At 61.4% G+C, this 23,194-nt stretch carries 26 protein-coding genes and 2 pseudogenes; 15 read left to right on the top strand and 13 right to left on the bottom strand.

Features of this window, described 5'->3' with window-relative positions; all coding sequences use genetic code 11:
• Positions 1-170 precede the first annotated feature (170 nt).
• Complete coding sequence (locus ABIC09_RS14765) at positions 171-416, bottom strand: hypothetical protein (protein WP_187435237.1); 246 nt, start codon at positions 414-416, stop codon at positions 171-173.
• A gap of 145 nt (positions 417-561) precedes the next feature.
• On the opposite strand from ABIC09_RS14765, the gene ABIC09_RS14760 reads away from it, so the two are divergent.
• Together ABIC09_RS14760 and ABIC09_RS14755 are read left to right on the top strand one after the other, a co-directional pair.
• Positions 562-987: a DUF5413 family protein gene (locus ABIC09_RS14760; protein WP_148754536.1), complete on the top strand. Its 426-nt coding sequence runs from the start codon at positions 562-564 to the stop codon at positions 985-987.
• 61 nt (positions 988-1,048) lie between these two features.
• Complete coding sequence (locus ABIC09_RS14755) at positions 1,049-1,591, top strand: DUF4112 domain-containing protein (RefSeq protein ID WP_148754563.1); 543 nt, start codon at positions 1,049-1,051, stop codon at positions 1,589-1,591.
• An 81-nt stretch (positions 1,592-1,672) separates the two neighbouring features.
• Here ABIC09_RS14755 and ABIC09_RS14750 read toward each other — a convergent pair whose 3' ends face one another.
• The 4 genes from ABIC09_RS14750 to msrA form a co-directional block, all read right to left on the bottom strand.
• Entirely contained in the window at positions 1,673-1,966 is a 294-nt protein-coding gene (locus ABIC09_RS14750) for a hypothetical protein (protein WP_148754538.1), read from the bottom strand.
• A 211-nt stretch (positions 1,967-2,177) separates the two neighbouring features.
• On the bottom strand, positions 2,178-2,342 hold the full coding sequence (locus ABIC09_RS14745) for a DUF3309 family protein (RefSeq protein WP_148754539.1): 165 nt from the start codon (positions 2,340-2,342) through the stop codon (positions 2,178-2,180).
• Between the two features lie 105 nt (positions 2,343-2,447).
• Positions 2,448-2,867 (bottom strand): peptide-methionine (R)-S-oxide reductase MsrB, encoded by a 420-nt coding sequence (msrB, locus tag ABIC09_RS14740; protein ID WP_148754541.1) that lies wholly within the window; start codon positions 2,865-2,867, stop codon positions 2,448-2,450.
• Positions 2,868-2,911: 44 nt separating this feature from the next.
• Positions 2,912-3,613: a peptide-methionine (S)-S-oxide reductase MsrA gene (gene msrA, locus ABIC09_RS14735; RefSeq protein WP_148754543.1), complete on the bottom strand. Its 702-nt coding sequence runs from the start codon at positions 3,611-3,613 to the stop codon at positions 2,912-2,914.
• Positions 3,614-3,848: 235 nt separating this feature from the next.
• Between msrA and ABIC09_RS14730 the strand changes: the two genes are divergently transcribed.
• The gene (locus ABIC09_RS14730; RefSeq protein ID WP_354109709.1) at positions 3,849-5,537 is read left to right on the top strand and encodes a tetratricopeptide repeat protein; all 1,689 of its coding nucleotides are present in this window, start codon (positions 3,849-3,851) and stop codon (positions 5,535-5,537) included.
• Between the two features lie 21 nt (positions 5,538-5,558).
• Here the strand turns inward: ABIC09_RS14730 and ABIC09_RS14725 are convergent, their stop codons facing one another.
• Positions 5,559-6,674 (bottom strand): ATP-dependent DNA helicase, encoded by a 1,116-nt coding sequence (locus tag ABIC09_RS14725; RefSeq protein WP_354032252.1) that lies wholly within the window; start codon positions 6,672-6,674, stop codon positions 5,559-5,561.
• A 205-nt stretch (positions 6,675-6,879) separates the two neighbouring features.
• Between ABIC09_RS14725 and ABIC09_RS14720 the strand changes: the two genes are divergently transcribed.
• The 3 genes from ABIC09_RS14720 (at position 6,880) to ABIC09_RS14710 (ending at position 9,595) form a co-directional block, all read left to right on the top strand.
• Positions 6,880-8,085 (top strand): LLM class flavin-dependent oxidoreductase, encoded by a 1,206-nt coding sequence (locus tag ABIC09_RS14720; RefSeq protein ID WP_354109708.1) that lies wholly within the window; start codon positions 6,880-6,882, stop codon positions 8,083-8,085.
• A gap of 66 nt (positions 8,086-8,151) precedes the next feature.
• Positions 8,152-8,940: a helix-turn-helix transcriptional regulator gene (locus ABIC09_RS14715; protein ID WP_148754550.1), complete on the top strand. Its 789-nt coding sequence runs from the start codon at positions 8,152-8,154 to the stop codon at positions 8,938-8,940.
• Positions 8,941-9,097: 157 nt separating this feature from the next.
• Positions 9,098-9,595, top strand: a complete 498-nt coding sequence (locus tag ABIC09_RS14710) for a GDSL-type esterase/lipase family protein (RefSeq protein ID WP_354109707.1) — start codon at positions 9,098-9,100, stop codon at positions 9,593-9,595.
• A gap of 284 nt (positions 9,596-9,879) precedes the next feature.
• On the opposite strand, the gene ABIC09_RS14705 is transcribed toward ABIC09_RS14710, so the two are convergent.
• The gene (locus ABIC09_RS14705) at positions 9,880-10,242 is read right to left on the bottom strand and encodes a hypothetical protein (protein WP_354082190.1); all 363 of its coding nucleotides are present in this window, start codon (positions 10,240-10,242) and stop codon (positions 9,880-9,882) included.
• 120 nt (positions 10,243-10,362) lie between these two features.
• On the opposite strand from ABIC09_RS14705, the pseudogene ABIC09_RS14700 reads away from it, so the two are divergent.
• Positions 10,363-10,620: pseudogene (locus ABIC09_RS14700) on the top strand (LuxR C-terminal-related transcriptional regulator); the annotation flags it as partial.
• A gap of 56 nt (positions 10,621-10,676) precedes the next feature.
• Here ABIC09_RS14700 and ABIC09_RS14695 read toward each other — a convergent pair.
• On the bottom strand, positions 10,677-10,889 hold the full coding sequence (locus tag ABIC09_RS14695; RefSeq protein ID WP_354109706.1) for a hypothetical protein: 213 nt from the start codon (positions 10,887-10,889) through the stop codon (positions 10,677-10,679).
• Positions 10,890-11,299: 410 nt separating this feature from the next.
• Between ABIC09_RS14695 and ABIC09_RS14690 the strand changes: the two genes are divergently transcribed.
• Positions 11,300-11,476: a hypothetical protein gene (locus ABIC09_RS14690; protein WP_354032245.1), complete on the top strand. Its 177-nt coding sequence runs from the start codon at positions 11,300-11,302 to the stop codon at positions 11,474-11,476.
• Between the two features lie 96 nt (positions 11,477-11,572).
• Here ABIC09_RS14690 and ABIC09_RS14685 read toward each other — a convergent pair whose 3' ends face one another.
• The gene (locus ABIC09_RS14685) at positions 11,573-12,187 is read right to left on the bottom strand and encodes a Crp/Fnr family transcriptional regulator (RefSeq protein ID WP_354082188.1); all 615 of its coding nucleotides are present in this window, start codon (positions 12,185-12,187) and stop codon (positions 11,573-11,575) included.
• Positions 12,188-12,498: 311 nt separating this feature from the next.
• Here ABIC09_RS14685 and ABIC09_RS14680 point away from each other — a divergent pair, with 311 nt between their 5' ends.
• Both ABIC09_RS14680 and ABIC09_RS14675 read left to right on the top strand, forming a co-directional pair.
• Positions 12,499-12,729: a DUF6894 family protein gene (locus ABIC09_RS14680; RefSeq protein WP_148754555.1), complete on the top strand. Its 231-nt coding sequence runs from the start codon at positions 12,499-12,501 to the stop codon at positions 12,727-12,729.
• A 169-nt stretch (positions 12,730-12,898) separates the two neighbouring features.
• The gene (locus ABIC09_RS14675) at positions 12,899-13,156 is read left to right on the top strand and encodes a DUF6894 family protein (protein ID WP_354109705.1); all 258 of its coding nucleotides are present in this window, start codon (positions 12,899-12,901) and stop codon (positions 13,154-13,156) included.
• Positions 13,157-13,350: 194 nt separating this feature from the next.
• Here the strand turns inward: ABIC09_RS14675 and ABIC09_RS14670 are convergent, their stop codons facing one another.
• Positions 13,351-13,611, bottom strand: a complete 261-nt coding sequence (locus tag ABIC09_RS14670; RefSeq protein ID WP_148755352.1) for a YjiS-like domain-containing protein — start codon at positions 13,609-13,611, stop codon at positions 13,351-13,353.
• Between the two features lie 317 nt (positions 13,612-13,928).
• On the opposite strand from ABIC09_RS14670, the gene ABIC09_RS14665 reads away from it, so the two are divergent.
• On the top strand, positions 13,929-14,387 hold the full coding sequence (locus tag ABIC09_RS14665; protein ID WP_354109704.1) for a DUF3237 family protein: 459 nt from the start codon (positions 13,929-13,931) through the stop codon (positions 14,385-14,387).
• A gap of 221 nt (positions 14,388-14,608) precedes the next feature.
• On the opposite strand, the gene ABIC09_RS14660 is transcribed toward ABIC09_RS14665, so the two are convergent.
• Together ABIC09_RS14660 and ABIC09_RS14655 are read right to left on the bottom strand one after the other, a co-directional pair.
• Positions 14,609-15,265, bottom strand: a complete 657-nt coding sequence (locus ABIC09_RS14660; protein WP_354109703.1) for a hypothetical protein — start codon at positions 15,263-15,265, stop codon at positions 14,609-14,611.
• Between the two features lie 779 nt (positions 15,266-16,044).
• A pseudogene (locus tag ABIC09_RS14655) lies at positions 16,045-16,365 on the bottom strand (phytanoyl-CoA dioxygenase); the annotation flags it as partial.
• 724 nt (positions 16,366-17,089) lie between these two features.
• On the opposite strand from ABIC09_RS14655, the gene ABIC09_RS14650 reads away from it, so the two are divergent.
• From ABIC09_RS14650 to ABIC09_RS14635, 4 genes are all read left to right on the top strand, one after another.
• Positions 17,090-18,013 carry a class I mannose-6-phosphate isomerase gene (locus tag ABIC09_RS14650; RefSeq protein WP_354109702.1) on the top strand — a complete coding sequence of 308 codons (924 nt, stop codon included), beginning with the start codon at positions 17,090-17,092 and terminating at the stop codon, positions 18,011-18,013.
• Positions 18,010-20,292, top strand: a complete 2,283-nt coding sequence (locus tag ABIC09_RS14645; RefSeq protein ID WP_354109701.1) for a glycosyltransferase family 4 protein — start codon at positions 18,010-18,012, stop codon at positions 20,290-20,292. The genes ABIC09_RS14650 and ABIC09_RS14645 overlap by 4 nt, the downstream gene beginning before the upstream one ends.
• Positions 20,293-20,325: 33 nt before the next feature.
• Positions 20,326-21,621 carry a glycoside hydrolase family 130 protein gene (locus ABIC09_RS14640; protein ID WP_354109700.1) on the top strand — a complete coding sequence of 432 codons (1,296 nt, stop codon included), beginning with the start codon at positions 20,326-20,328 and terminating at the stop codon, positions 21,619-21,621.
• Positions 21,622-21,722: 101 nt separating this feature from the next.
• Positions 21,723-22,889 (top strand): cytochrome P450, encoded by a 1,167-nt coding sequence (locus ABIC09_RS14635; protein ID WP_354109699.1) that lies wholly within the window; start codon positions 21,723-21,725, stop codon positions 22,887-22,889.
• A gap of 68 nt (positions 22,890-22,957) precedes the next feature.
• Here ABIC09_RS14635 and ABIC09_RS14630 read toward each other — a convergent pair whose 3' ends face one another.
• Entirely contained in the window at positions 22,958-23,137 is a 180-nt protein-coding gene (locus ABIC09_RS14630; RefSeq protein ID WP_354109698.1) for a hypothetical protein, read from the bottom strand.
• Positions 23,138-23,194: the final 57 nt, after the last annotated feature.

Raw genomic sequence — 23,194 nt, 5'->3', positions numbered from 1 at the left:
TCTTCACGCCGGGAACCTTGGTCCCGCATGTGGTCGCTCGATCTGTTGATGTTCGAATCGAAAAGTGCTGCGCCGCCCGAGCGAAGTATGCGCGATTGTCAAAGAGCTGCAATGGGCGGCGCGAATGAATTCGCAATTGTTGCGCGACCGTCACGCAAAATGTGAGACGTTCACATGCCGTGAGTCTGGAACACCTTGCTGCACGACCTCGACAGCTTGGCCCGGTTCGCCTGCAGGCAGCCCTGCACCGCATTGTCATTGCCGAGATCCTTGCGGCACAGCCGCGAGGCGTCGCGCGAGCAGGCATTCTGCTCCTGCGGCGTGCCCATATGGCCTTGCGCAAAGGCGGGCGCATTCGACAGGCCGCCGAGAGCCGAGAGAGTGATCGTCGCCAGCAATACCAGTTTACGAGACATCGGCGGCTCCAGATCTGACAGATGAATCTCAACCTCCAGTCTGAACTCGTCGCTTTGCTGCTTGTTCCCCCAAACAGCGCGCAACCGCGCTATCCAAGGTTCCCGCCGCGCTGCTATAAAAGCTCGTGCGTATGAGGAGTTCTTGATGAAACGCTATCTGGTGTTTGCGCTCGTCGGTCCGTTCGTGGGCGGCTTCCTGCTGCTGCTGACGACGACCTACCAGTCCGGCTACTGGGCCCAGACCAGTCTCGGCGAGGTCGGCAAGCTGTTCGTCGTATTCTTCAAGACGCTGCAATACAGCTATCTGTTCGGCTTCCTGCCCTCGCTGATGATCGGCGCGGTCGACGACATCCTGATCCATGTCAGGCGCGTCGGGCCGGTGCTGCGGATGCTGCTGGTCGGCCTGTTCGCCTTCATCCTGGCATCGCTGACCTACGGCTCGCGCGGGTCGGATTCCGGCGCGGTGCAGTTCATCCTGTACGGCCTGGTTGGCTTCGTGCCGGCGGTGCTGTCCTCCTGGTTCGTGCATCGCTATGTCGAGGAGCCGCGGCCCGCGGCGGCGGCGAGCTGAGCGCGCGACCTTCGGACGCGGCGCAGCAACCTCTGTTGTGCTCGTGCGTTTCCTGATGGACATGACCATGCCCGACGACGACATTCTCGCGCCACGCAAGTCCCGCTCAGGAACGCAGTCGCGCGCCGATGTTTCGGACCGCGCGGCGCGCGGACCGATCATCGACCAGGAAGGCCACGAGATCCCTCCCGAAACCCTGGAGCAGGGGTTCCGCGAGTTTCGCTTTGAGTTCGGCCAAGGCAATCCGTTCGGCAACCTGACGCGCGAGCAGCGGATCGCGCGGCTTGAGGCGCTCGCCAAGCTGCTCGACGTCGCCTTCGTCCTGCCCGGCACCAATATCCGCTACGGCATCGATGGGTTGATCGGATTGATCCCTGTCGTCGGCGATATCATCACCACCGCGATCTCGCTCTGGCTCGTGCGCGAGGCCCGCGCGCTCGGCGCGCCCTGGTATCTTACGGCCCGCATGCTCGGCAATGTCGCCCTCGACGGCGTGGTCGGCATCGTGCCGTTCGCGGGCGACGCCTTCGACGTCATGTTCCGCGCCAACATGCGCAACGTGCGCCTCTTGCGCCGCTGGCTCGACAAGCAGCCGCGCCTCTGAAGCCCGCCCTTTAAGAAAAGCGAAAAGCGCGACAGCCGTTCGGCCATCGCGCTTTGCGCACATCGGAGACTTTAAGAAAATTTACGCCGCGTCGGCGTCGGCTTCCGCGACCGGCTCCGGCTTGCGGTGGCGCGGCAGCGGGAAGGCCTCGCTCTCATAGAGCGAGCGGATGCCGTTCTGGTCGAAACGGGCTTCCTCGACCTGGAGATACGCGCCATTCAGCGAATCCGTCGGCAACTGCTCCATCGCGAACTGCACGGCTTCGGCCGCGGTGCCGAACCGCCGATAGGTGAAGCCCGCGCGCTTCTTCTTGCGGATGGCGGCGGGGAAGAGCTCGGCGGAGGTGTTGAAGTTGAACGGACGCAGTGGACGCATGGTCAAAGACCTCGTGATCTTGTCTGGGGCTTTAAGCGCGTGGGGTTGGGGAGGCGGAGGCCACAATCAGGCGAGCCCGCCGCACATCATTTTCGTCCACTAATATAGGCTGTTTTCACAGAAATGCGACCCCTGCGATGGGAGATGATGAATCCGCGCATGGCAGCCCCGCAGAGGCTATAACAAAAGTAGTTTCAATGAGTTATATGGTTTACAGCTTGCCAAGAAGCAGCAGCACGACCAGCACGACCAGAACGACGCCGCCGATCCCCATGCCGGAATGGCCCATGCCGTAGCCATAGCCGCCGATCCGGCCAGACCAGCCGCCCAAGAGATAGATGATCACCAGGATGATCAGGATGGTCCCGAGTGACATGGCGTCCTCCCTGGCGGCGGCCGGATTAGGCTCATCGGCTGCACGCCAGACAAGAAAAGCATATCGCGCCGCCGGGTTCCACCGGGGAACCGGCGGCGCGCAACCTTATTTCGGCTCCAGCTTGAGCGCAGCCGAGTTAATGCAATAGCGCAGGCCGGTCGGTCCCGGTCCGTCGGGGAAGACGTGGCCGAGATGGCCACTGCATTTGGCGCAGAGCACCTCGGTGCGGACCATGCCGTGCGTCGTATCCCGCTCCTCGTCGACATGGCTCTCGACCGCAGGCGCGGTGAAGCTGGGCCAGCCGCAGCCGGAGTCGAACTTGGCGTCGGACTCGAACAGCACGTTGCCACAGCCGGCGCAGACATAGGTGCCGGCACGGTGATCGTGCTCATATTCGCCGGAGAAGGGACGCTCGGTCGCCTTCTCGCGCAGCACGGCGTACTGCATCGGCGACAATTCCTGCCGCCACTGCTGTTCGCTCTTGATGATCTTGTCGTCGGTGATTTTCGTCTTGGTGTCGGGCATGGGTCTCCCGTTTTCTGATGATCTTGTTTTCGGTGATCTCGCGATCAGTTGGTGGCCTTGCTGGCGCTCACCAGCGTCGGCTTCTCGATGTAGTTATCCGCGAACAGTTTTTTCAGGTTCTCGACCTTCGGGATGTCGTTATAGGCGATGTAGGGCTGGCTCGGGTGCAGCGTCAGATAGTCCTGATGATAGGACTCGGCCGGGTAGAACGCCTCCAGCGCGCCGACCTTGGTCACGATCGGCTTGCTGAACACCTTGGCGCCGTCGAGCTGGGCGATATAGGCCTCCGCGACCTTCTTCTGCTCGTCTGAGGTGGTGAAGATCGCCGAGCGATATTGCGTGCCGCTGTCGGGGCCCTGGCGGTTGAGCTGGGTCGGGTCGTGCGCCACCGAGAAGTAGATCTGGAGGATCTTGCCGTAGGAGATCTTCTTCGGGTCGAACTTGATCTCGACCGACTCGGCGTGGCCGGTCCGGCCGCCCGAGACAGTCTGGTAATCGGCGGTCGCCTTGCTGCCGCCGGCATAGCCGGAGACCGCGTTGACGACGCCGGCCGTGTGCTGGAATACGCCTTGCACGCCCCAGAAGCAGCCGCCGGCAATCACCGCGGTCTGGATGCCGCTTGCGGGTGCTGTGTCCATTGCGGGGGCAGGGATCACGACGGCGTCTTCCGCGGCCCGGGCCGGTGCGGCAAAGGCCAGCGTCAAGGCGGTGGTGGCGGCGAGCAGGGACAGGACGGAGCGGCGCATGGCGGATCCTCTTTCGGAAGGCCTGACAGTTTAGGGCGGTTGAGGGCGGGCGAACAGCCTGCCCGGCGTTTTCAGACATCGGAGATACGGGCGGACCGGGCGATTGTTACGGCTTTGGAGACACGAACCCGTGAAATCCTTGGCCCGGCTTGGCGCGGTGGGGAACTCCGGGCTAGATGAACCGGCGCGATCGCCGATCGACTTAAGATGTGGTGGCTGGAGCTGATCCGACAACATGCTGCGCGTCGTCCCCCTGATATCAGTCATGCTCGTCTCCAGCTTTGCGATCGCCGCGGCGGAGCCGCAAGCCGGCGACGACCTCGCCACCTGCCGCGACCGCCAGGCTGACCTTCAGGCGCGGACGACGGCCTGCGAGAACCTGCTCAACGCCGATCGTGTCACCGGCAAGGACAAGGCGGTCGCGCTCTCGGTGCGCGGCAATAATCTGATCAACAAGCGCGACTACGATCGCGCGATCGATGTCCTGTCCACGGCCGCGGGCCTCGACCCGGACAATGCCGTCATCCTCAACCTGCGCGGCCTCGCCTATGAGCGCACCGGCAAGGACGACCTTGCGATGGCCGACTACAACCTCGCGCTCCAGAAGCGACCGACCTACGGCGTTCCCTACAACAATCGCGGCGTTATCCAGCTGCGCCGCGGCGCGCTGCAAAGCGCGCTCGATGATTTCAGCCTGTCGATCAAATACACGCCAAAATTCATCCTCGGCTGGACCAACCGTGCCCGCGTGCGCACGCTGATGAAGGATTATGACGGCGCGCTCGCCGATTTCGCGGAGGCCGAGAAGATCGATCCGGCCGCGCAACAGATTGCCGGAAACCGCTGCACCACCTACGGCATGATGGGCAAGTACGATCAGGCTTTTGCCGATTGCAACGGCCTGATCGAGAAGCAGCCGAGGAATGTCTACGCAATCAACAACCGCGCCGACGTCTATTTCATGAAGGGCGATTTCGACGCCGCGCTGAAGGACTACAACACTGCGCTTCAGCTCAACCCGAACAATATCCGCGCGCATTCCGGCCGCGGCCAGGTCTACGAGCGCAAGAAGGATCTCGCCCAGGCCCGCGCCGATTATCGCTCGGCCGCCTATTCGCTGACGAAGTTCGACGAGCTCGATGTTGCCCGCGCCCGCACCATCGCGCAGGAGCGGCTCGCCGCGCTGACGCCGCAAACGCCGGGCGGCGCGCCCAGCGGGCGCCGCGTTGCGCTGGTGATCGGCAACGGCGCCTACAAGAACGTCCACGCTCTGCCCAATCCGCAGCGCGACTCGAAGCTGATCGCGAGCGTGCTGAAGGACGTCGGCTTCCAGACCGTGATCTCCGTCAGTGACCTCACCCGCGACAAGTTCTTCGACGCGCTGAAGACCTTTGCCGACGAAGCGGAGAAGGCCGATTGGGCGGTGGTCTATTATGCCGGCCACGGTTTCGAGATTGGCGGGGTGAACTATCTCGTCCCAATCGACGCCAAGCTCGCCGTCGACCGGGATGCCGAGACTCAAGCCGTCGCCCTGGAGCAGGTGATCGCAGCGGTGGGCGCGGCAAGAAAAGTGCGTCTGGTGATCCTGGATGCCTGCCGCGACAATCCGTTCGCGCCGACCATGCAGCACACGCTGTCGCTGAAGCTGGTCGACAAGGGCTTTTCCAACATCGAGCCCGGTGCCGGCTTCATGGTGGTCTACGCCGCCAAGCACGGCGAGACCGCGATCGACGGCGACAACGGTGCCGACAGCCCGTTCTCCAGCGCGCTCGCCCGCGAGATCAAGGTGCCGAAAATCGAGATCCGAAAGCTGTTCGACATCGTGCGCGACGACGTCTGGACCGTCACCAAGCACGAGCAGCAACCGTTTTCGTATGGCTCGCCGCCGGGCCGGGAAGATTTTTATTTCGTGGCGGGGAAGTGAGGCAATCGCCGGAGCGGGGTTTTAGACGACGATACTCAGCCGCTTCGCCGCGCGCGTGATGCCCGTGTACAGCCACCTTGCGCGGCTCTCCCCGAACGCAAAGCTCTCGTCGAACAGCACGACGTCGTCCCATTGCGAGCCCTGCGACTTGTGCACGGTCAGCACGTAGCCGTAGTCGAACTCGTCATAAGGCTTGCGCTGCTCCCAGGCGATCTGCTCGATGCCGCCCTCGAAGCAATCGGCGCGCACGGAGACCTTTGTGACCTTGTGGCCGAAATCCTCGTCGGGCGAGAGCCGCATGCTGAGGATGCGCGATTTCGAGCGCGAGGTGTTGCGCGACTTCACGCGCCACAGGCCGCCGTTGAACAGGCCCTTCTTGCGGTTGTTGCGCAGGCAGACCAGCTTGTCGCCGGCGACCGGAAAGACATCCTCGATGTTCTGGCGCTGCCGCACCCGCATGTTGTAGGCGCGTCGGGTGTTGTTGCGGCCGACCAGGACCTGGTCGGCGCCCATGACGCGATCGGGATCGAGCTCCTTGCGCGATACCACCTCGCTCTCGCCGTAGCGGCCGATGTCGAGCTCGCGGCCCTCGCGGACGTCCATCGACATCCGCACGATCGGATCGTCCTGGGCCTGGCGGTGCACCTCGGTGAGCATCGCGTCCGGCTCGGTATTGGTGAAGAAGCCGCCGCCCTGGATCGGCGGCAGCTGCGCAGGGTCGCCGAGCACCAGCAGCGGGCACTCGAACGACATCAGGTCGCGGCCCAATTCGGCATCGACCATCGAGCATTCGTCGATCACGATCAGCTTGGCCTTGGAGGCCGGCGCGTCGTCCCACAATTCAAAGCTCGGCTGCTCCTCGCCGGATTCGCGGGCGCGGTAGATCAGCGAATGGATGGTGGAGGCATCGTCGCACCCCTTGTTGCGCATCACCAGCGCCGCCTTGCCGGTGAAGGCGGCGAACTTCACCTCGCCGTCGACGCCGTCGGCGATGTGCCGCGCCAGCGTGGTCTTGCCGGTGCCGGCAAAGCCGAACAGGCGGAACACCGGCGGCGTGCCGTTGCGGCCGGGTTTTGCCTTGAGCCAGTCGCCGACGGCTTTCAGCGCGGCATCCTGATGCGGGGTGAATGTGGCCATGACTGTCTTGAAAGGTGCGAAACGAGGCGATTCGCTGGTCCCCAAAACTAACCATTCGCCCCGCCGGTTCAAGCGCTGGGCAATCGCATTTCAAGGCTGTTTCTCTGCAGCCATCCTTCGAGACGCCCGCCTTTGGCGGGCGTAGACAGCGCCGTCCCACACATTAAGATGCCCTCAACAAAAATAAAGCGGGAGAGATGGCGCCATGAAGTTCGGCATCTTCTATGAGCTGCAACTGCCGCGACCCTGGGTGGCCGGCGACGAGCTCAGGCTCTATCAAGACGCGCTCTCGCAGCTGGAGCTCGCCGACAGGCTCGGCTACGACCATGCCTGGGTGGTCGAGCATCACTTCCTTGAAGAATATTCGCACTCGCCCTCGCCTGAATCCTTCCTCGCTGCTGCGAGCCAGCGCACCAGGAACATCCGGCTCGGCCACGGCATCCTCCAGCTCACCACCAACCATCCGGCGCGCGTTGCCGAGCGTGTCGCGGTGCTCGACCTGCTCTCCAACGGCCGCTGCGAATTCGGCATGGGCGAGAGCGCGTCCATCACCGAGCTGACGCCGTTCGGCCGCGACATGGAGACCAAGAAGGAGGTCTTTGAAGAGGCCGTCGCCGCGATCTTCCCGATGTTCGGGGATGCGGGAAGCGAGCATCACGGCAAGTACTTTGACATCCCTTTGCGCAATGTCGTGCCGAAGCCGGTGCAGAAGCCGCATCCGCCGCTGTGGATGGCGTGCTCGCAGCTGTCGACCATCGAGCGCGCGGGTCGTCATGGTTTTGGCGCGCTCGGCTTCCAGTTCGTCAGCGCCGATGCCGCGCATGCCTGGGTGCACGCCTATTACAACGCGATGACCAAGCGGTTGCACAAGCTCGCCGACTACGAGATCAACCCGAACATGGCGCTGGTGTCGTTCTTCATGTGCGCCAAGACCGACGAGGAGGCGCGTGCGCGTGCCGACGGCGCCACCTTCTTCCAGTTCGCGCTGCGCTTCTACGGCGCCTCGCAGAACCGCCAGCGTCCGGCGCCCTACACCGTCAACATGTGGGACGAGTACAACAAGTGGAAGCGCGACAATCCGGAAGCGCAGGAGGCGGCCTTGCGCGGCGGCCTGATCGGCTCGCCGGAGACGATCCGCAGGAAGCTGAAGCGCTTCCAGTCGTCGCATATCGACCAGGTCATCCTGCTCAACCAGGCCGGCAAGAACAGCCACGAGCACATCTGCGAATCGCTGGAGCTGTTCGGCCGCGAGGTGATGCCGGAGTTCCAGAGCGATCCGGCGCAGGCGGCCTGGAAGAGGAGCGTCATGAGCGGCGAGATCAAGCTCGAAGAGATTGAAACCGAGGCTTTTACCGACCGCTACGGCAAGCTCGCCATCAACGTCGCGCCGGCGAAGGTGGCGGCGGGGTAGGGGCGGCTTCCGGCGCGCCGCCCTTGCTGATATCGTCCGCCAAAACAACCTTGGCGGAGGAAACCCATGCGGCCCCACGCGATGGCCTCGACCCCGGCGGCTGGCGACGTCACGCCCGCGGTGCTCGCCATCGGCCGTCCCGACTTTCCAAACATCCTCATCGACACGCTGCGCCGGCAGGCCGGCGTCGGCCATTGCATGGTGTTCGCGCTGACGCGCGCCGGAGCGGCGAGCTGTCTGCTCGATGCCGGCAACATCCCGACCGGCGGCGATCTCGGCGCGGCCTATGCCGGTCAGTTCCACGAATCCGATCCCAATCGCGATGCGCTGTTCGAAGCCGAGGGCAGCGCGCCGATCATGCTGCCGTCGTTCGCGCCGCGCATGTATGGCGCGCGCTACCGCAAGATCTTTTTTCACGATTCCGGCATCGTCGACAAATGCGCGACCGCGATCTGGGCTGATGACACCTGCTTCTATGTCAACTTCTATCGTATCGCCGTGCAGGGCCGCTTTGGCGACGTCGATCGTGCGCGGCTGCACGCGATTGCGCCGGCGATTGGCGCCAGCGTCGCGCGCCATTTCCGGCAGGCCGCGACTGCGCCGCTCGACCAGAACCTCGCCGCGTTGTTTGCGGCGTGCGCACCACTTTCCGCGCTGACGCCGCGCGAGCAGGAGGTGTGCCGGCACATCCTGCTCGGTCTCAGCTCGGAGGCGATCTCGCAAGCGCTCGGCATCAGCCTGCATTCGACCCAGACCTATCGCAAGCGTGCCTATGAGCGGCTCGGCATTTCCGCGCAGAACGAATTGTTTGGAATCGTGCTGGGCCTGCTCGTGGGGCCCGGTCGCCTGAACTGAGGGGTACTCTAAGTTCTGCTCTCCAAAAGCAAAGCGGACACGCGGTCCGCGCTCCGGGACGGTCGCATTTTGGCCCCGAGCCGACGTCCGCGTTCTCATAATGAGCAGTTGGTGATAAGCATGCGGCGGGAATTCATGCCTGTCGGGGGACGCGAGAGTGGCAGCAAAGCTTGGCCAGATCATTCTTCTTGGTGCATTCGGGGTGCTCTCCGCGCTTGGCGCCGCTCACGCTGCAACCGTTGTGGCCCTCGGGGCCAGCAACACCTTCGGTAAGGGTGTGTCGCGTAGCCAAGCCTATCCCGCACAGCTTGAAACGCTTCTCCGTTCGAAGGGTCTTAACGTCCGTGTCATCAATGCCGGCGTCAACGGTGACACCACGGGAGGCATGTTGGCCCGACTGGATCGCGTGGTCCCGAAAGGAACGAGCGTTGTGATCCTTCAGCCCGGCGGTAACGACCGGAGGAAGCTAGCCGCCGACAATACCCCTGCCATCCAAAGTCGGCTAAGCGCGATGGGAATCAAGGTTGTCATGCTCCCGAATGGGATGCTGCACGGACTGCCGCGTCAGCCTGACGGGCAACATCTCACGCCAGAGGGCTATCACACGCTGGCAGAGAATCTGGTTGGCGAAGTCGCCGCGGTACTGGGGAAATAGCGTCAAGCCGCCTCCGCATGGCTCGAAATCCCTCGAGCCATGCGATGCTGTGTCTCGGGCGCAGCCGACGGGCCGGCGCGGACTAGCGGCGGCCCTTGATTTCGGCGACTTGATTTTCGCCGGCCAACTTGCCTCCGGCTAGCAGGCTGCTGCAAAGCCACCGAGCCTCTCTGGAGGTCGAGCCCAGGAAGGTTTTGGTGTCGACGCACTGCGCGTAGGTGTTGTAGGTCAGCGTGTCTCGGCACGTCGGCGAGAAATTGCTGATATCGCGATCCCCACTTATACTACATCCAACCCAGGGCGCGTTGCCGACCCTGTAACTTGTTTCGCAACCACCGTTGCAAGTGCTGGCGGATCTCTCCAGCCTGGCAAGCCGCCCCAATGCCGTATTCGGCGCGAACACTGGCGTTTGAGCGGTTGACGAGCCGGATGTCCGGTGGGCTGTCGCTGTCGTTGACCTCCGCGGCGACGTAACCGTTGGTCTTGCCATCTGCTTCGGCGCTTCGACCGAGACGGCGGGAAGCGAGGAGTCGGAGCCTGTTGTGGTTTGCGACATTGCCGTACCGTTTGTGCTGCACAGCAAGAGAGTTGACAAAATAACGACGGCTGACGGCACGGCGAAGCCTGATGACAATTTCATAAGACATCTCCCCAAATGCGGGACGGAAATGCCGTCCCGACAACTGCAGATTGTACCATGGTATTCGGAAACCGGCAATCGCGAAGGGCGAAAGGGCGTCTCACGATTTGTCGTAAAGGCCGCGACGGCAACGCCCGGCCAGAACCTCGCCGCGTTGTTTGCGACGTGCGCGCCACTTTCCACGTTGACGCCACGCGGGCAGGAGGTGGGCCGGCACATCCTGCTCGGTCTCAGCTCGGAGGCGATCTCGCAAGCGCTCGGCATCAGCTTGCATTCGGCCCTGACCTATCGCAAGCGTGCCTATGAGCGGCTCGGCATTTCCGCGCAGAACGAATTGTTTTCGATCGTGCTGGGCCTGCTCGCGGGGCCCGGTCGCCTGAATTGAGGGGATACGTGAGTGCGGCGAGGAGAATGAATGGTCCGGCGCCGAAGCCAATTCTCCTAGTTCCTTTTAGATCCCGGAATTTTCCCAAGAACCGCTCCTCGGAAGTCCTGGACTGACACCGTGCGGCCCGTCTGATCCGCGATCCGCTTTGCGAGCTCCAGCGCCTCCGCTTCGTCGACGTGGTCGGCAACCGACATCGAGAGAGCTCCGGCGCCGGCGCCGATGAGGACGATGTTGTTGCGCTTTCGGGAATGTCTCTTATCGGTCACGGCGTGACTCCCCCGATCGACCCGGATGTCACGATGGTGGCTGAAGGTGGCTGGCCAGACGTCTGATGTCGTTGGAGGTCAGAGGATCGGCGATCATCCTGGTCTCGATGAAACGGCACTTCGGGCATTCAAAGATGCGCTTTTCGCAATTGTCGGGTTTGGGAGATGCGCTCAGCAGCCCCATCCGCGTCTGGCATCTCCGGCAACGCGGCCGTTCGATAGCGATCAATGAACGCACTGTCGGTACAGACATCGCATCTCACCAAAAAGGAAAAGCATCTCGCCGAAAACGAAAAAGTTAACAAGGCGCAAGAAGCCTGTCCGTCCGGAATCCGACATTTGGGTCGGAAAAATCCGACTTGAGCAGCCACGTGGCGGGACTAAAATCACGTCGATAAAAGAGCTTGCCGATGACCGCAAAGCGAAGACGATTCAAGCAGACGCTTTCGCTCGATGAGCGCCTCAGGAAAACTGCGGAAGAATGCCGTGCCAAAGCAAAGCTTCTTCGAGGAACGGAGGCGCAGGCGCTTTTGGAAAAGGCGCGTGAGTTCGAGGCACAGGTCTCGATCAACAGGCTGTTCGATTAAAGCATTTTCGCGCGAAGCTGATGCCGGTTCGCGAAGAGAGCATGTCAAGGCAAAAACCTGGAGCCATGTTCCGATTCCATCGGAATGGAAACGGCTCTAGATCACATTCTGCTCGCGAAGCGTTTCAAAGCACTCGCAGGACCGTGCTTTCAAGGCATTGAGGTCGAGGATGTTGATAACGCCGCGCGAGTAATTGATGAGCCCGGCCTCTTGAAGCTTTTGCGCGACCTCGGTGACCGACGTCCGGCGGACGCCGAGCATTTCAGACAGGAATTCCTGGGTGAGGTGAATGGTCATGTTTTGCGTCACCGAGCTGGTCTGCAACAGCCATCTGCAAAATCGCTCTTCAATCAAATGCAGGGCATTGCAGGCGGCTGTCACGCGGGCCTGGGCAAGCAGGTTCTCGTTGGACCGCAGGCACATCAGCTGAAGCGCTTTGCTGGTCTCGCCGTGCCGTCTCATGGACGCGGCGGGAATGACGGCCGCGGTCGTCGAGATTTGAATGATCGCCCGAACCTGCGACTTGTGCAGGCCGAACGTCGCAGAAGCGCCAAACGCTCCGTCCTTGCCGATCGTCGCCGTCTCGACGGCCTTGCCATTTCTCATGATCGTGAGGAGCGAGATCATGCCGCCGAAGGGAAAGTAGACCTGGTCGATTTCGTCGCCGACCTCGGCGAGCACCTTGCCTTGCGCAAGGGATAGCACCGTCATTTGGGGCCGAAGTTGCTCAAATTCGGCCCGCGGCAGACTGGCCAGCAGGGAGTTGGCGAGTGGTGCGGTCGGCATGGTGTATCCCGCCCGGTCGGTCTGGGCCGTCTTCCGCGGGGATTGACGTAGCGTTCCGAGTTGACGCCTCCACGGGAATTTCTAGGTAGGCTACAAACCGGCATTTCGTCGGTACGGTTTCCGACTTATACCAGGAGCTGAATTCCACGAGCGCGGTTTAACTAGGCGCCCGATTCCGATGCATTACTAGGGCAAACGCAACATTTAATGTTCGGAACCGGACTCACGAGGGAAAGATGCCGAGATTCTTCTTTGTCGTCGCCGATGGTCGAAACATGGAAATCCAGAACGACGGGCTGGAGCTGCCCGACCGCGACGCTGCCTGGGTGGAAGCAACGACCGCATGCGGAGAGCTGCTCCGCGATCTCGATGGCAAGCTCCTGCCCGGAGATCAGTGGTGCATGAAGGTCAAGGATGCGACCGGCGCGGATATCTACCTGCTGGAGTTCAAGACCAGCGCGGTCTGACGCGACGACGTGCTGAAGGACCTTGGAACTGCATCATCCCAGGGAACCGAACGCCTGCCGTTGTGTCCGGTATCCGACATAATATAGTCTCCCTCATCACCGTCCCGTCCGCGGCTTCGACCGGTGACTGAGAGAGGATCGTGCTCCCGCCGGGTTCATGGTGGCGCCGATGCACGACTCCCAGCCCGCAACGACGTCCTACCGGCTCCGGATTTGGGCCAACGGGATCGAGGAGGAATGGTCGGTTCCCCATGACGGCAATGATGCAAGCGCACTTTGGGACGAAGCCGCCGTGACCGCGTGCGACATGATCCGCGACATCAAGTTTGGCGGCATCAGGCCAGACCTCGACTGGCATTTCGAGGTCTGCGATCCGGCCGGCACTGTGATCAGCCGATTTTCGTTTAGGGCGGAGCGCCTCACGTGAAAATGGCTCGGCGCTCTCACGCGCTCAAATCGATCGCGGACGGAAGTCATTGAGCTTCCGGCCCGAGGCGGAAGTTCGACAACGAGGAGCGACCGCCAGCGAGATCAAGTTGTCTCGACCCAGGCGATCGGGTTGACGCGCCGCCCGCAGGCGGCCTCTCGCGCGCCGCCTGGACCAGGAAGGATATTGGAGACTCATCGGCTGTCGCGCCAGGCGTCCACATACAAGGAGCACCTTCGTACTTCTTCAACGTCCGTCCTCGATAGGCCCATGTCGGCGAGCAATCGGTCGTCCAGTTCGAGAAGTTCCCTGTATTGACGGCGTCGCTCCAACCCCAGTGCTATTCCGGTCAAGAGCGCGAGGGGGAGTTGCCAGGACCATCGAAGATCTGGAAACGCGGGCAGACTTGGGCGGGATGTATCGGGTGAGCCGCGGGTGGTGCTGCTGCAAGACATGTTTCACCTCCGTAAGGGAGCGAAACAACCTTGGCTCGGGAGCTGATCGGGCGGTTGTCGAAGGCCCGAACGGGAACACTATCATGTCCCTCTTCGGCTCACAAGCTGAAGCCAAATACCACAAGCCTGCCGTTTGGCTTGCAGGGCCTGCTTCGAAGTCATCCGCCAATGTGGTTTCGCCTGTCGCGAGCCGACTTGAGAGCGCCAACTGCGCCGGCAAGCGAGGCTGCGAATTAATTTGTCCTGAACATGTCGTCTTGGCGGCCGCCGGTTCGACTGGATGTCGGCAACCCAGCCGAACAACTAGGAGAAGTGCAATGGCTCACGATCCTGGAATGAGAGGCGAGAAGATATACGAATGCGATCTCGCTCTCACGGGCGTAACGGACTACGGCGTAAGCATGGACGATATCCTTGCCGGCAAGCAAGCGGTCCCACTGCAAGGAGCACGCTTCGACCTTCATATCGATGGACCCTGTCAGGGCCGCCTTTCGGGGCGCCAGCATGGCGTCGACTATTTGCGAATGCGCGCTGATGGGCGCATCGACCTGGACCTGCACGTTATTGTCGACACCGACGATGGGCATCGGATTGCGTTGTCGGGCGATGGCCAGGCGGCACTGCGAAACGGCGAGCCGGTGGTCGATATCTTTGCAAACATCCGGCTCACCACCGCCTCCAAAGAGTATGCATGGGTCAATCAGCGGCAGATCTGGAGCGTAGGAACTGGAGACCTGGCCACGCGGAGGATTCGTGTCACAGCGTATATGCAATGATGGCGACACTCCGAACAGCACCGAGTCTGGCAAGGGGCATCGCGAAGCAAGCAACCTTGCCAGCCTTCCAGGCGACGAAATTCGATTGCGGTTGGCTAACCGCTCTTGGTCCATCGCTTCGGTTGACGTGAAGGCGCTACATGAAGGTTGATTGGGGGAGGCCGGAAACTTGCCGTCGGTAGCCCGACACTTGACCCTAAGCACATGAGTGTCTCCTACGGTCAACTGGAGTTCTCTCCTACGAACATCTTGTAAATGAGCTGAAATTTACCAGACTCTGAATAGATGCCCGTCCCCCGCTGCGCCTCCAAGAGTGCCGGGTACCAAGGCAGCTTCTTTGCGATATCCACCACGATTGGACCGTGTGTGATTTCCACGAAGGCATCCGTGAAGCGGGCCGTGGGATCGACAATGCTCGCAACATTCCCGATCGTCACCTTGCGAGCGGATTTGGGATCGGCCGGGTTCGAGAACCAGACCAACCGTGGAAAGCTATCCGGCGAAAGTGAGCGACGTCCCGTAAGATGTGGGAGCTTCGACAAGTCCTCAGTGGTGCTTCGATTGCCGAACGCGATCGCGCAGAGCCATGTCGCATCAACGGCTCCATCCGGGACCGGTGTGAAATTTTCACCGGTGTACAGGGTCGCGACTACGACTCCATGGGATCCAAGATCTACCACCGTCGCCTGTCCGCCAAGACTTGGCGCGCACTGAGCAAAACCCGCGAGATGCGGCCCACAGGACCACACGACCTCGATAACGCTCGAACCCGTGTGGACGTTGTCATCCACCGAGAGAGAGATCTGAAGGCGATAGCGATAGGAATACGTGGTGAAGATCGACTTGTAGGCCGCGTAACCAGCAACAACGACGACCAATAGCGCCGCAAGCCATCTCATATTGATCAGCGAGCCTCTCGAAACAACTTGGACAGTGTCACCTATAGTAGCAGCGAGTGTTGACTAACCATTAAGGCGAGAGGTGAATATCTCCTATTGGGAATTACGGTGACAGTGCACTTAATTTGGTCTGGCCGAATTTGGACTGCACCCCTCAAGTGAGACACGAATCTCGGTGACAGGGCATTTTCCGAGGATGACCTGTGGCAGCAAGAGCGAAGAACCAACACGAGGCCCAACGGGGCAGCAACCAGCGCGTTCGATACCCAATACAAAGGTGAGAGCTAAATTCCCGTTGCTGCGAGTTCAGCAGCTCGTTCGCGTGCTTTTGCTGCGCGCCACCGACAAAAGCCGAAGAATGCAAGCCAGTTCATTCCAGGACATCAATTGGATTTGCGTCGTTCGTCTTCGAACGGCGGACGACTGAGATGCCTCGTGAGACGCCCTTCATTGCCCCACCCGTAGCGCTTAGCGAACGGAACGTACAGAAGGCAGGCTAGGCCCAACGCTATCAGTACCATAATCAGGTTGAGGCCGAGGAACACGTAGATGCCCGACGTGCCCCCGATCACGAGGACGAGCATAAGCGTGGAACGAATGCTGAAAGGCGACATGCCCGCTAAAATAGCACGAGGACGCTCTTAGCTGACAGCTCTCTGACGATTAGGGTTTGCAGACCATTAAGTCAGCTTCTCGCCCGGTCGAGGCATGCACGTACGATCTGACGATGTTGGCTTATCCGGGCAGACCGGAAGGAAGTCATAAAGAGCTCGCCGAATCGCGATCTCAACTGGTGAATAGTTTCCGTCCGCCCGCTCAAGCCGGAGGGGTTCCGAGGGATGCAGCGGCGGCTGGGCCATGAACCGCGGCGCCGTCCCTTGGTGGCGCTGCCCGGCGTGCACCAGGAATGGATGGCACAGGTAGACAGTGCCGGCTTCACCCGTCGCCAGCGCCTCGGGCCGCTCGGCTCCCATCCAACCCTGCACCATTTCCGTTTGTAACATCCCAGTCTCGCCTGCTGGCGCGAGGAAGCGTGCCATGTCGATGTGTGATCCCACCCTTATCCGCGTTGGGGAATTACGGTGACAGTGCACTTAATTCGGTTAACCGATTAAGTGCACTGTCACTGTAATTCGAGATCTGGAGCGTAGGAACTGGAGACCTGGCCACGCGGAGGATTCGTATCGCGGCGTATATGCAATGATGGCGACACTCCGAACAGCACCGAGTCTGGCAAGGGCATCGCGACGCAAGCAACGTTGCCAGCCGTCCAGGTGACGAAGTTCGATTGGGGTTGGCTCAGGCCGATCGAAAGGCCGTGCATACCGAATTTGGCCCCAACTTCAATTGCGAGACCTGTGACGTTGCGGTGCAGCTGTAAAGGCTGCTCAGTTCCGAGGAATTTCCTAGCTATTTGGGGGGTAAAGGCGCTGAGTGATCCGCGCGATGGTCGATCCTCCCAATTTCAGATTCGTCAACAGTCTCCGCCCACCATGCTCTAGGTGTGGCGGCCGAATGGGATGGGCTCTCCGTGTGGACCGGCCCTCGGACCGAAGTCTGACGCCCGAACAGCTAAGCTAGACCAAATACGACTCAGAAGCGCAATTGGTTGCTGAGAAGGAGAGTAAAGCAGAACGCGACCGTTGTAATCAAGTCGGGGAGTAGCCACCTAACGAACTCAGCATCCGGCCCGCTTCAAGCGCCTGTCCGGACACGCGACAGTTAGCCACGCCAAATCTTACGGTCGACAACGGCCAACGGCACGTCGCCTTGACGTGCGCGTCACCCCGGTCAGGACATCTCATGCCTACCGAACAAGCAGCCGTGCGGGTCGTCCACAAACCGTGGGGGGTTCGCGATCTGCAACCGTGGAGCAGCGTCGACGGGTCTGGTAGTGCCGTCGGAGAGTTGTGGTTCGAGCGGGCCAACAAGGATGCGCCCACCCCGGCGTTGCTCCTCAAGCTACTGTTCACCAGCGAACCATTGTCGATCCAGGTTCATCCCGACGACACTTACGCACGTGCGATGGGGATGCCGAACGGCAAGAGCGAGGCATGGTATATCCTCGCGGCCCAGCCCGACGCGCAGATCGGCGTTGGATTAAAGCACCAGATAACTCCACAACAATTGCGCGCGTCGATCCAGAACGGTTCGATCGCCGAACTCATTCACTGGCGATCGGTTGCCAAAGGCGACGTCATCTACATCCCGGCCGGTACCATCCACGCCGTCGGCGCCGGCATCGTGCTCGCTGAAATTCAGCAGCACAGCGACGCCACATTCCGGCTATTCGACTACGGCCGGCAGCGCGAATTGCATGAAGACAATGGGGTCGCCGTCGCCCACCCATGGCCCCTTCCAACGCCAGGCAATCCGACGCCCTTGACCGTAAACCGAACGGTACTGGTCGCGAGCAAGCATTTCGTTCTCGAGCGGCTTGAACTGCTCGAGGGGGCAAGCTGGGCGCTGCTTGCAGAACCGGAAACCTGGATTCTCACCCTCGACGGCCATGCGGCAATCGGCTTAACCGCGGCAGCTATCGGACATGCCATCTTCATCGGTGGCGGCTGCACCAGCATAGAGGTTGGCAATAACGGATTGAGCGCGCTGATTGCGTATCCTGCAAGTCGCCCGATCGATTCCCTGTTGCAGAGTTTAAGCAAGCAACCGGGCAAGCCTGCCAATCCAGCTGCGATCCCCGTTCCGCAATTTGCAGGCCTCGCATGATGCCGCTTCGCCGCGTCGCCCTGATCGGCAATTCACTGCCTCGCCGCTGCGGTATCGCCACCTTCACGACCGACCTTGAACGCGCGATTTCGAATTCAAGGCCGGACCTGGAGACCAGTATTATCGCCATGAACGACCACGCACAGGCCTACGACTATCCCGGTTCGGTCGCATTCCAGATCAAGGATGACGTCATTGGAGACTATGTGCGTGCCGCAGCCTTCCTGAATGCCGGTCGCTACGACGTCGTCTGCCTGCAACACGAATTCGGAATCTTCGGCGGGGAAGCCGGCGCTCACATTCTCGAGCTGCTTTCACGCCTCAGCATGCCGGTTATCACGACACTGCACACGGTGCTCGCCAAGCCGACCACCGCCCAGCGCGCGGTGATGGAGCGTATCGTCGAGGCATCTTCGAAAATCATTGTGATGGCCAACAAGGGACGCGAGATGCTGCGTAGCGTCTATCGCGTGCCGGACGACAAGGTCGAGGTCATTGCGCACGGCATTCCCGACTTTCCCTTTGTCGAGCCCGATGCTGCCAAGGCCAAACTTGGATTCAGCAACCGCTCAGTCATTCTGACTTTCGGCCTGCTCTCCCCCAGCAAGGGCATCGAGGTCATGATCGACGCCATGCCCTCGATTCTGGAGCGCCGCGCGGACGCGGTCTATGTCGTACTCGGCGCGACGCATCCCAATCTGGTGCGCGACCAGGGTGAGGCCTATCGCGAAAGCCTGATGAAGCGCGTGCGCGAACTTGGGGGTGAGAACCACGTCGTATTCCTCGACCAGTTCGTCGATCAGGCCACGCTGCTCGAATTCATTTCGATGTGCGACGTCTACGTCACGCCTTATCTCAACGAAGCGCAGATGACGTCGGGCACGCTGGCCTACAGCTTCGGTCTCGGGAAGCCGGTGGTTTCGACGCCTTATTGGCACGCGTTGGAGCTGCTGGATGACGGTCGTGGCGTCATCGTTCCCTTCGGCAACTCTGCCGCGACCGGCAAGGAAATTGCGCGATTGCTCACCGATACCCCTCGTCGTCAGGCGATGCGCGAGCGCGCCTACGCCGTCAGCCGATCGATGACATGGGTTCGCACGGCCGAGCGCTATATTGCCGTATTCGAAGACGCGCGGCAGGGCGACTGGCTCAAGGTGATCGCGCGCACCGGACCGGTTGCGATCGCGCACAGCCCTGCGGCGTCGGACATGCAGTTGGATCACTTTCTTTCGATGTGCGACGACACCGGCCTGTTCCAGCATGCGGTGCATTCGGTACCTGATCGCGCGCACGGCTATTGCGTGGACGACAATGCGCGCGCCTTGCTGCTCGCCTGCGCCCTCAACAATCCCGGCGAAAAACGTCTGCCTGAGGTTTTGACTGCCCGCTTTGCCGCATTCGTGCAGCATGCGTGGAATCCCGACACCAGACGCTTTCGCAACTTCATGGGCTTCAATCGAACCTGGCTGGAAGACCGTGGCTCCGAAGACAGCCATGGACGAACATTGTGGGCGCTGGGTGAGTGCGCACGGAAGGATGCAAGCCCGTCGCGACGTCGATGGGCTGAAGCCTTGTTTGCCAAGGCGTTGCCGACTGTTGAGGCCTTTGCTTCGCCGCGTGCATTGGCCTTCACCCTGCTGGGTCTGGACGGTTATTGCGCCGTCGTTCCCGATGACGCGCGCGCCCTGGAAATCCGGCATTTCCTCGCCGACAGGTTGATGTCGAGCCTCGCGTCGGTCGAAACGCCGGACTGGACGTGGTTCGAGGAGGGTCTGGCGTATGACAATGCGCGCTTACCGCAGGCCTTGATGCTGACAGGCATGGCCACGCAAACGCCTGACTACCTCGATGCCGGAATGCGATCCCTGCGTTGGCTGATGAAACAACAAACGGCTTCGACCGGGCATTTCCGCCCCATCGGCACCGCCGGCTTCGGCGAACTGCGCCAACCGCCTCGCCCATTCGACCAGCAGCCGGTGGAAGCCACGGCGACGATCGCCGCCTGCCTGACCGCTTGGCGGGCAGACGGCGACGCCGAATGGAAAGCGATCGCAACCAGCGTTTTCGCCTGGTTTCTCGGCCGCAACGATCTATCGATCGTGCTCGTCGATGCCGAGACCGGCAGTTGCCGGGATGGATTGCATCCCGACCGCGCCAACGAAAATCGCGGAGGTGAGTCAGTCGTGTCCTATCTGCTCGGTCTTGCCGATATTCGTCAGCTTGCGCGCGTCAACGTCAGCGAAACACCCCCCGTGGCCTTTCGCGCCATCGGGGCCTGATTACATTTTTCCCTCCAGCGAACCGAGGACATCTTGTCGCACGCCACTTTCCTGAATCGGCAGGCGCTCTATCTGCGTCCAGACACCGCGCGCGTGATCGTACGCCCGTTCAAGCCGGCGACCGAACCGCGCGATCTCAACCCGACCGATAAGACCCGCGCCAACCACATCGTCGAACGGGTTCTTGCGCTTGACCCGAAGATTGCGGCCAGCCTATTGGCGGATGTGCTGGAAAATTTTCAGGGCCGGCATCGTAACCTGCTGGAGACGTTCGAGGCGCGTACCGACGTCATGGAACAAGCGCTGGCAGCGCACGGGCCTTTTTCCAGCGTCCAGCGCCAATTGATCGGAGCCTATTTTCTGAACGAATACTCGTTCGAAGCCTCGGCACTGTTCAATCCCAGCATCGTGCCGCATCCCGACCAGTCGGACGCTCCGAGGGGCGGCTTGCGCTTTATTCTCAGCCTCCGTGCCGTCGGTGAAGGCCATATATCGTCACTGACCTTTCGCGCCGGCACGATCGCTGCCGATGGCAGTCTGACCGTCGATCCAACAGCCCGCCTTGCTTCCAGCCCTCGGGTCAAGCTTCGCATACCCAAACCAGATGGCGACGACATCGAACTGACGTTCAACCCGGACGAGGAACTCAGTGAGCGCGTCATCTTTCCGGTTACGGAGTCCCAGTCGAACGGCATCGAAGACGCCCGCTTCGTTGAATTCGACGATGGCGGCCGCAAGACCTATTACGCCACTTATACCGCCTACAGCGGCAAGGCGATTCGATCGGAGCTGATCGAGACCTGCGACTTCCTGTCATTTCGAATGTCGCCGCTGCGCGGGACCGCCGCACGCAATAAGGGGATGGCGTTGTTCCCGCGCAAGATCGACGGCAAGTACGCCATGATCGCGCGTCAGGACAATGAGAACCTCTATCTGATCTATTCGGACGATCTGCATCAATGGGACGGCGGTCAGGCGATCCTGAAGCCGCAATTTCCCTGGGAGTTCGTGCAGATCGGAAACTGCGGTTCACCGATCGAACTCGATGAGGGCTGGCTGTTGCTCACGCACGGCGTCGGTCCAGTGCGAAAATATTCGATCGGCGCTGCCCTGCTCGACAAGAACGATCCATCCAAGGTCCTGGCGCGTTCGGTCGAACCGCTGCTGCATCCCGAGCCGTCGGAACGCGAAGGCTACGTTCCTAACGTGGTTTATACCTGCGGGGCGATGCGGCACAATGATCAGATCATTTTGCCTTATGCCGTGTCCGACACCTACTCGAACTTCGCGACCATCAAGACTGCAGCCCTAGTGCGGGCTATGTCCTGAGACATCTCCCAATATTGTCTGTCCCTATCGCTAGGGACAGACGTCGGCGCCTGAGTTGGCTAGTCTGGCCCGGATCACACGAGAATCCAGGGAAGACCGCCTTGAGCACCGCGCCGCGTATCGACATCGACCTGGCCGCATTCTGGGCCGACCCCTATCCGATGCTTGCAAGACTGCGCAAGGAGGCGCCGATCGCTTTCGTGCCGCAGCTCGGCTCGACGCTGCTGACCTGCCGCGACGACATCTCGATCTCGGAGAAGCAGATTGACGTGTTCTCCTCGCACCAGCCCGCGGGCCTGATGAACCGGCTGATGGGCCACAACATGATGCGCAAGGACGGCGAGGCGCACCAGGTCGAGCGGCGCGCGATGTTTCCGACGATCTCGCCGAGGACGGTGAAGGCGCACTGGACCGCGCTGTTCCAGGCCCATGCCGACCGCATCATCGAGGCGATCGCGCCCGGCGGCCGGATCGATTTCATGCGCGACTTCGCGCTGCCGTTCTCGGGCGAGTGCCTGAAGTCGATCACCGGCCTCACCAATATCGGCTTCGCCGACATGGATGCGTGGTCGCAGGGCATGATCGAGGGCATCGCCAATTACGGCGGCGATGGCGCGATCGAGGCGCGCTGTCACGCGGCGACGTCGGGCATCGATGCCGCGATCGACGACATCCTGCCGGTCATGACCAAGAATCCCGATCAGAGCATTCTCGGCGTGCTGCTCGCATCCGGCATGCCGATGGAGAGCGTGCGCGCAAACGTCAAGCTCGCGATCTCGGGCGGCCAGAACGAGCCGCGCAAGGCGATCGCGGGCACGGTGTGGGCGCTGCTGACGCATCCCGAGCAGCTCGAGCTTGTGCGCAAAGGCGAGGTGACCTGGCTGCAGGCCTTCGAGGAATATGCGCGCTGGATCTCGCCGATCGGCATGTCGCCGCGGCGCATCGCCAAGCCGTGGTCGATACGCGACGTCGCCTTCGAGCTCGATGAGCGCGTGTTCCTGATGTTCGGCTCGGCCAACCGCGACGAGAAGCATTTTGAGCGCGCCGACCAGTTCGACGTGCGGCGTGATACGTCCAAGAGCGTCGCCTTCGGTGCCGGTCCGCATTTCTGCGCCGGCGCCTGGGCCTCGCGCGCCATGATCGCCGACGTCGCGCTGCCGACGGTGTTTGCGCGTGCTGGGCATATCGAGATCTCCGATGACGAGCCGGTGCGGATCGGCGGCTGGGCGTTCCGGGGCTTGCAGAATTTGCCGGTGAGATGGCTGTAATAGCCCGGCAAGGGTCTGTCCATCACGAGCGCCCATGATGTCATCTTGCACCTGTTTTGCCCGACGTGTCAAATTTTATTTCGGATAAAGCGCAATTGATTGTTTTCGCGCGCCTCGGCTACTGTGCATGGGGTTGTTTTCGCTTTTTTGTTCCGGCTGCGCGTCGGAGGTCGACCATGCGCAGCCTTCACGTCCGCGTGCAGAAAAATTCCATCTTCAATCGCTCCGCCGCTTGAAAGATTAATCATGCGCTCTGCCCCAGAGGCAGTGCATGCATCGCTATTTTCCCGCACGTCTCGACACCT

Source organism: Bradyrhizobium sp. S3.12.5, from assembly GCF_040548225.1.
Lineage (GTDB): Bacteria > Pseudomonadota > Alphaproteobacteria > Rhizobiales > Xanthobacteraceae > Bradyrhizobium > Bradyrhizobium cytisi.
The sequence above is the reverse complement of the archived record's forward strand: the minus strand, read 5'-3'. Positions and strand labels throughout refer to the sequence as shown.

Coding starts and splice junctions, on each gene's coding strand:
- ABIC09_RS14680 (WP_148754555.1), top strand. CDS start 12,499: ATGCCGAGATTCTTCTTTGTCGTCGCCGATGGTCGAAACATGGAAATC.
- ABIC09_RS14730 (WP_354109709.1), top strand. CDS start 3,849: ATGCTGCGCGTCGTCCCCCTGATATCAGTCATGCTCGTCTCCAGCTTT.
- ABIC09_RS14720 (WP_354109708.1), top strand. CDS start 6,880: ATGAAGTTCGGCATCTTCTATGAGCTGCAACTGCCGCGACCCTGGGTG.
- ABIC09_RS14765 (WP_187435237.1), bottom strand. CDS start 416: ATGTCTCGTAAACTGGTATTGCTGGCGACGATCACTCTCTCGGCTCTC.
- ABIC09_RS14755 (WP_148754563.1), top strand. CDS start 1,049: ATGACCATGCCCGACGACGACATTCTCGCGCCACGCAAGTCCCGCTCA.
- ABIC09_RS14675 (WP_354109705.1), top strand. CDS start 12,899: ATGCACGACTCCCAGCCCGCAACGACGTCCTACCGGCTCCGGATTTGG.
- ABIC09_RS14685 (WP_354082188.1), bottom strand. CDS start 12,187: ATGACGGTGCTATCCCTTGCGCAAGGCAAGGTGCTCGCCGAGGTCGGC.
- ABIC09_RS14745 (WP_148754539.1), bottom strand. CDS start 2,342: ATGTCACTCGGGACCATCCTGATCATCCTGGTGATCATCTATCTCTTG.
- ABIC09_RS14690 (WP_354032245.1), top strand. CDS start 11,300: ATGACCGCAAAGCGAAGACGATTCAAGCAGACGCTTTCGCTCGATGAG.
- ABIC09_RS14705 (WP_354082190.1), bottom strand. CDS start 10,242: ATGTCTTATGAAATTGTCATCAGGCTTCGCCGTGCCGTCAGCCGTCGT.
- ABIC09_RS14715 (WP_148754550.1), top strand. CDS start 8,152: ATGCGGCCCCACGCGATGGCCTCGACCCCGGCGGCTGGCGACGTCACG.
- ABIC09_RS14630 (WP_354109698.1), bottom strand. CDS start 23,137: ATGATTAATCTTTCAAGCGGCGGAGCGATTGAAGATGGAATTTTTCTG.
- ABIC09_RS14760 (WP_148754536.1), top strand. CDS start 562: ATGAAACGCTATCTGGTGTTTGCGCTCGTCGGTCCGTTCGTGGGCGGC.
- ABIC09_RS14645 (WP_354109701.1), top strand. CDS start 18,010: ATGATGCCGCTTCGCCGCGTCGCCCTGATCGGCAATTCACTGCCTCGC.
- ABIC09_RS14650 (WP_354109702.1), top strand. CDS start 17,090: ATGCCTACCGAACAAGCAGCCGTGCGGGTCGTCCACAAACCGTGGGGG.
- ABIC09_RS14750 (WP_148754538.1), bottom strand. CDS start 1,966: ATGCGTCCACTGCGTCCGTTCAACTTCAACACCTCCGCCGAGCTCTTC.
- ABIC09_RS14725 (WP_354032252.1), bottom strand. CDS start 6,674: ATGGCCACATTCACCCCGCATCAGGATGCCGCGCTGAAAGCCGTCGGC.
- ABIC09_RS14665 (WP_354109704.1), top strand. CDS start 13,929: ATGGCTCACGATCCTGGAATGAGAGGCGAGAAGATATACGAATGCGAT.
- msrB (WP_148754541.1), bottom strand. CDS start 2,867: ATGCCCGACACCAAGACGAAAATCACCGACGACAAGATCATCAAGAGC.
- ABIC09_RS14670 (WP_148755352.1), bottom strand. CDS start 13,611: ATGTCTTGCAGCAGCACCACCCGCGGCTCACCCGATACATCCCGCCCA.
- msrA (WP_148754543.1), bottom strand. CDS start 3,613: ATGCGCCGCTCCGTCCTGTCCCTGCTCGCCGCCACCACCGCCTTGACG.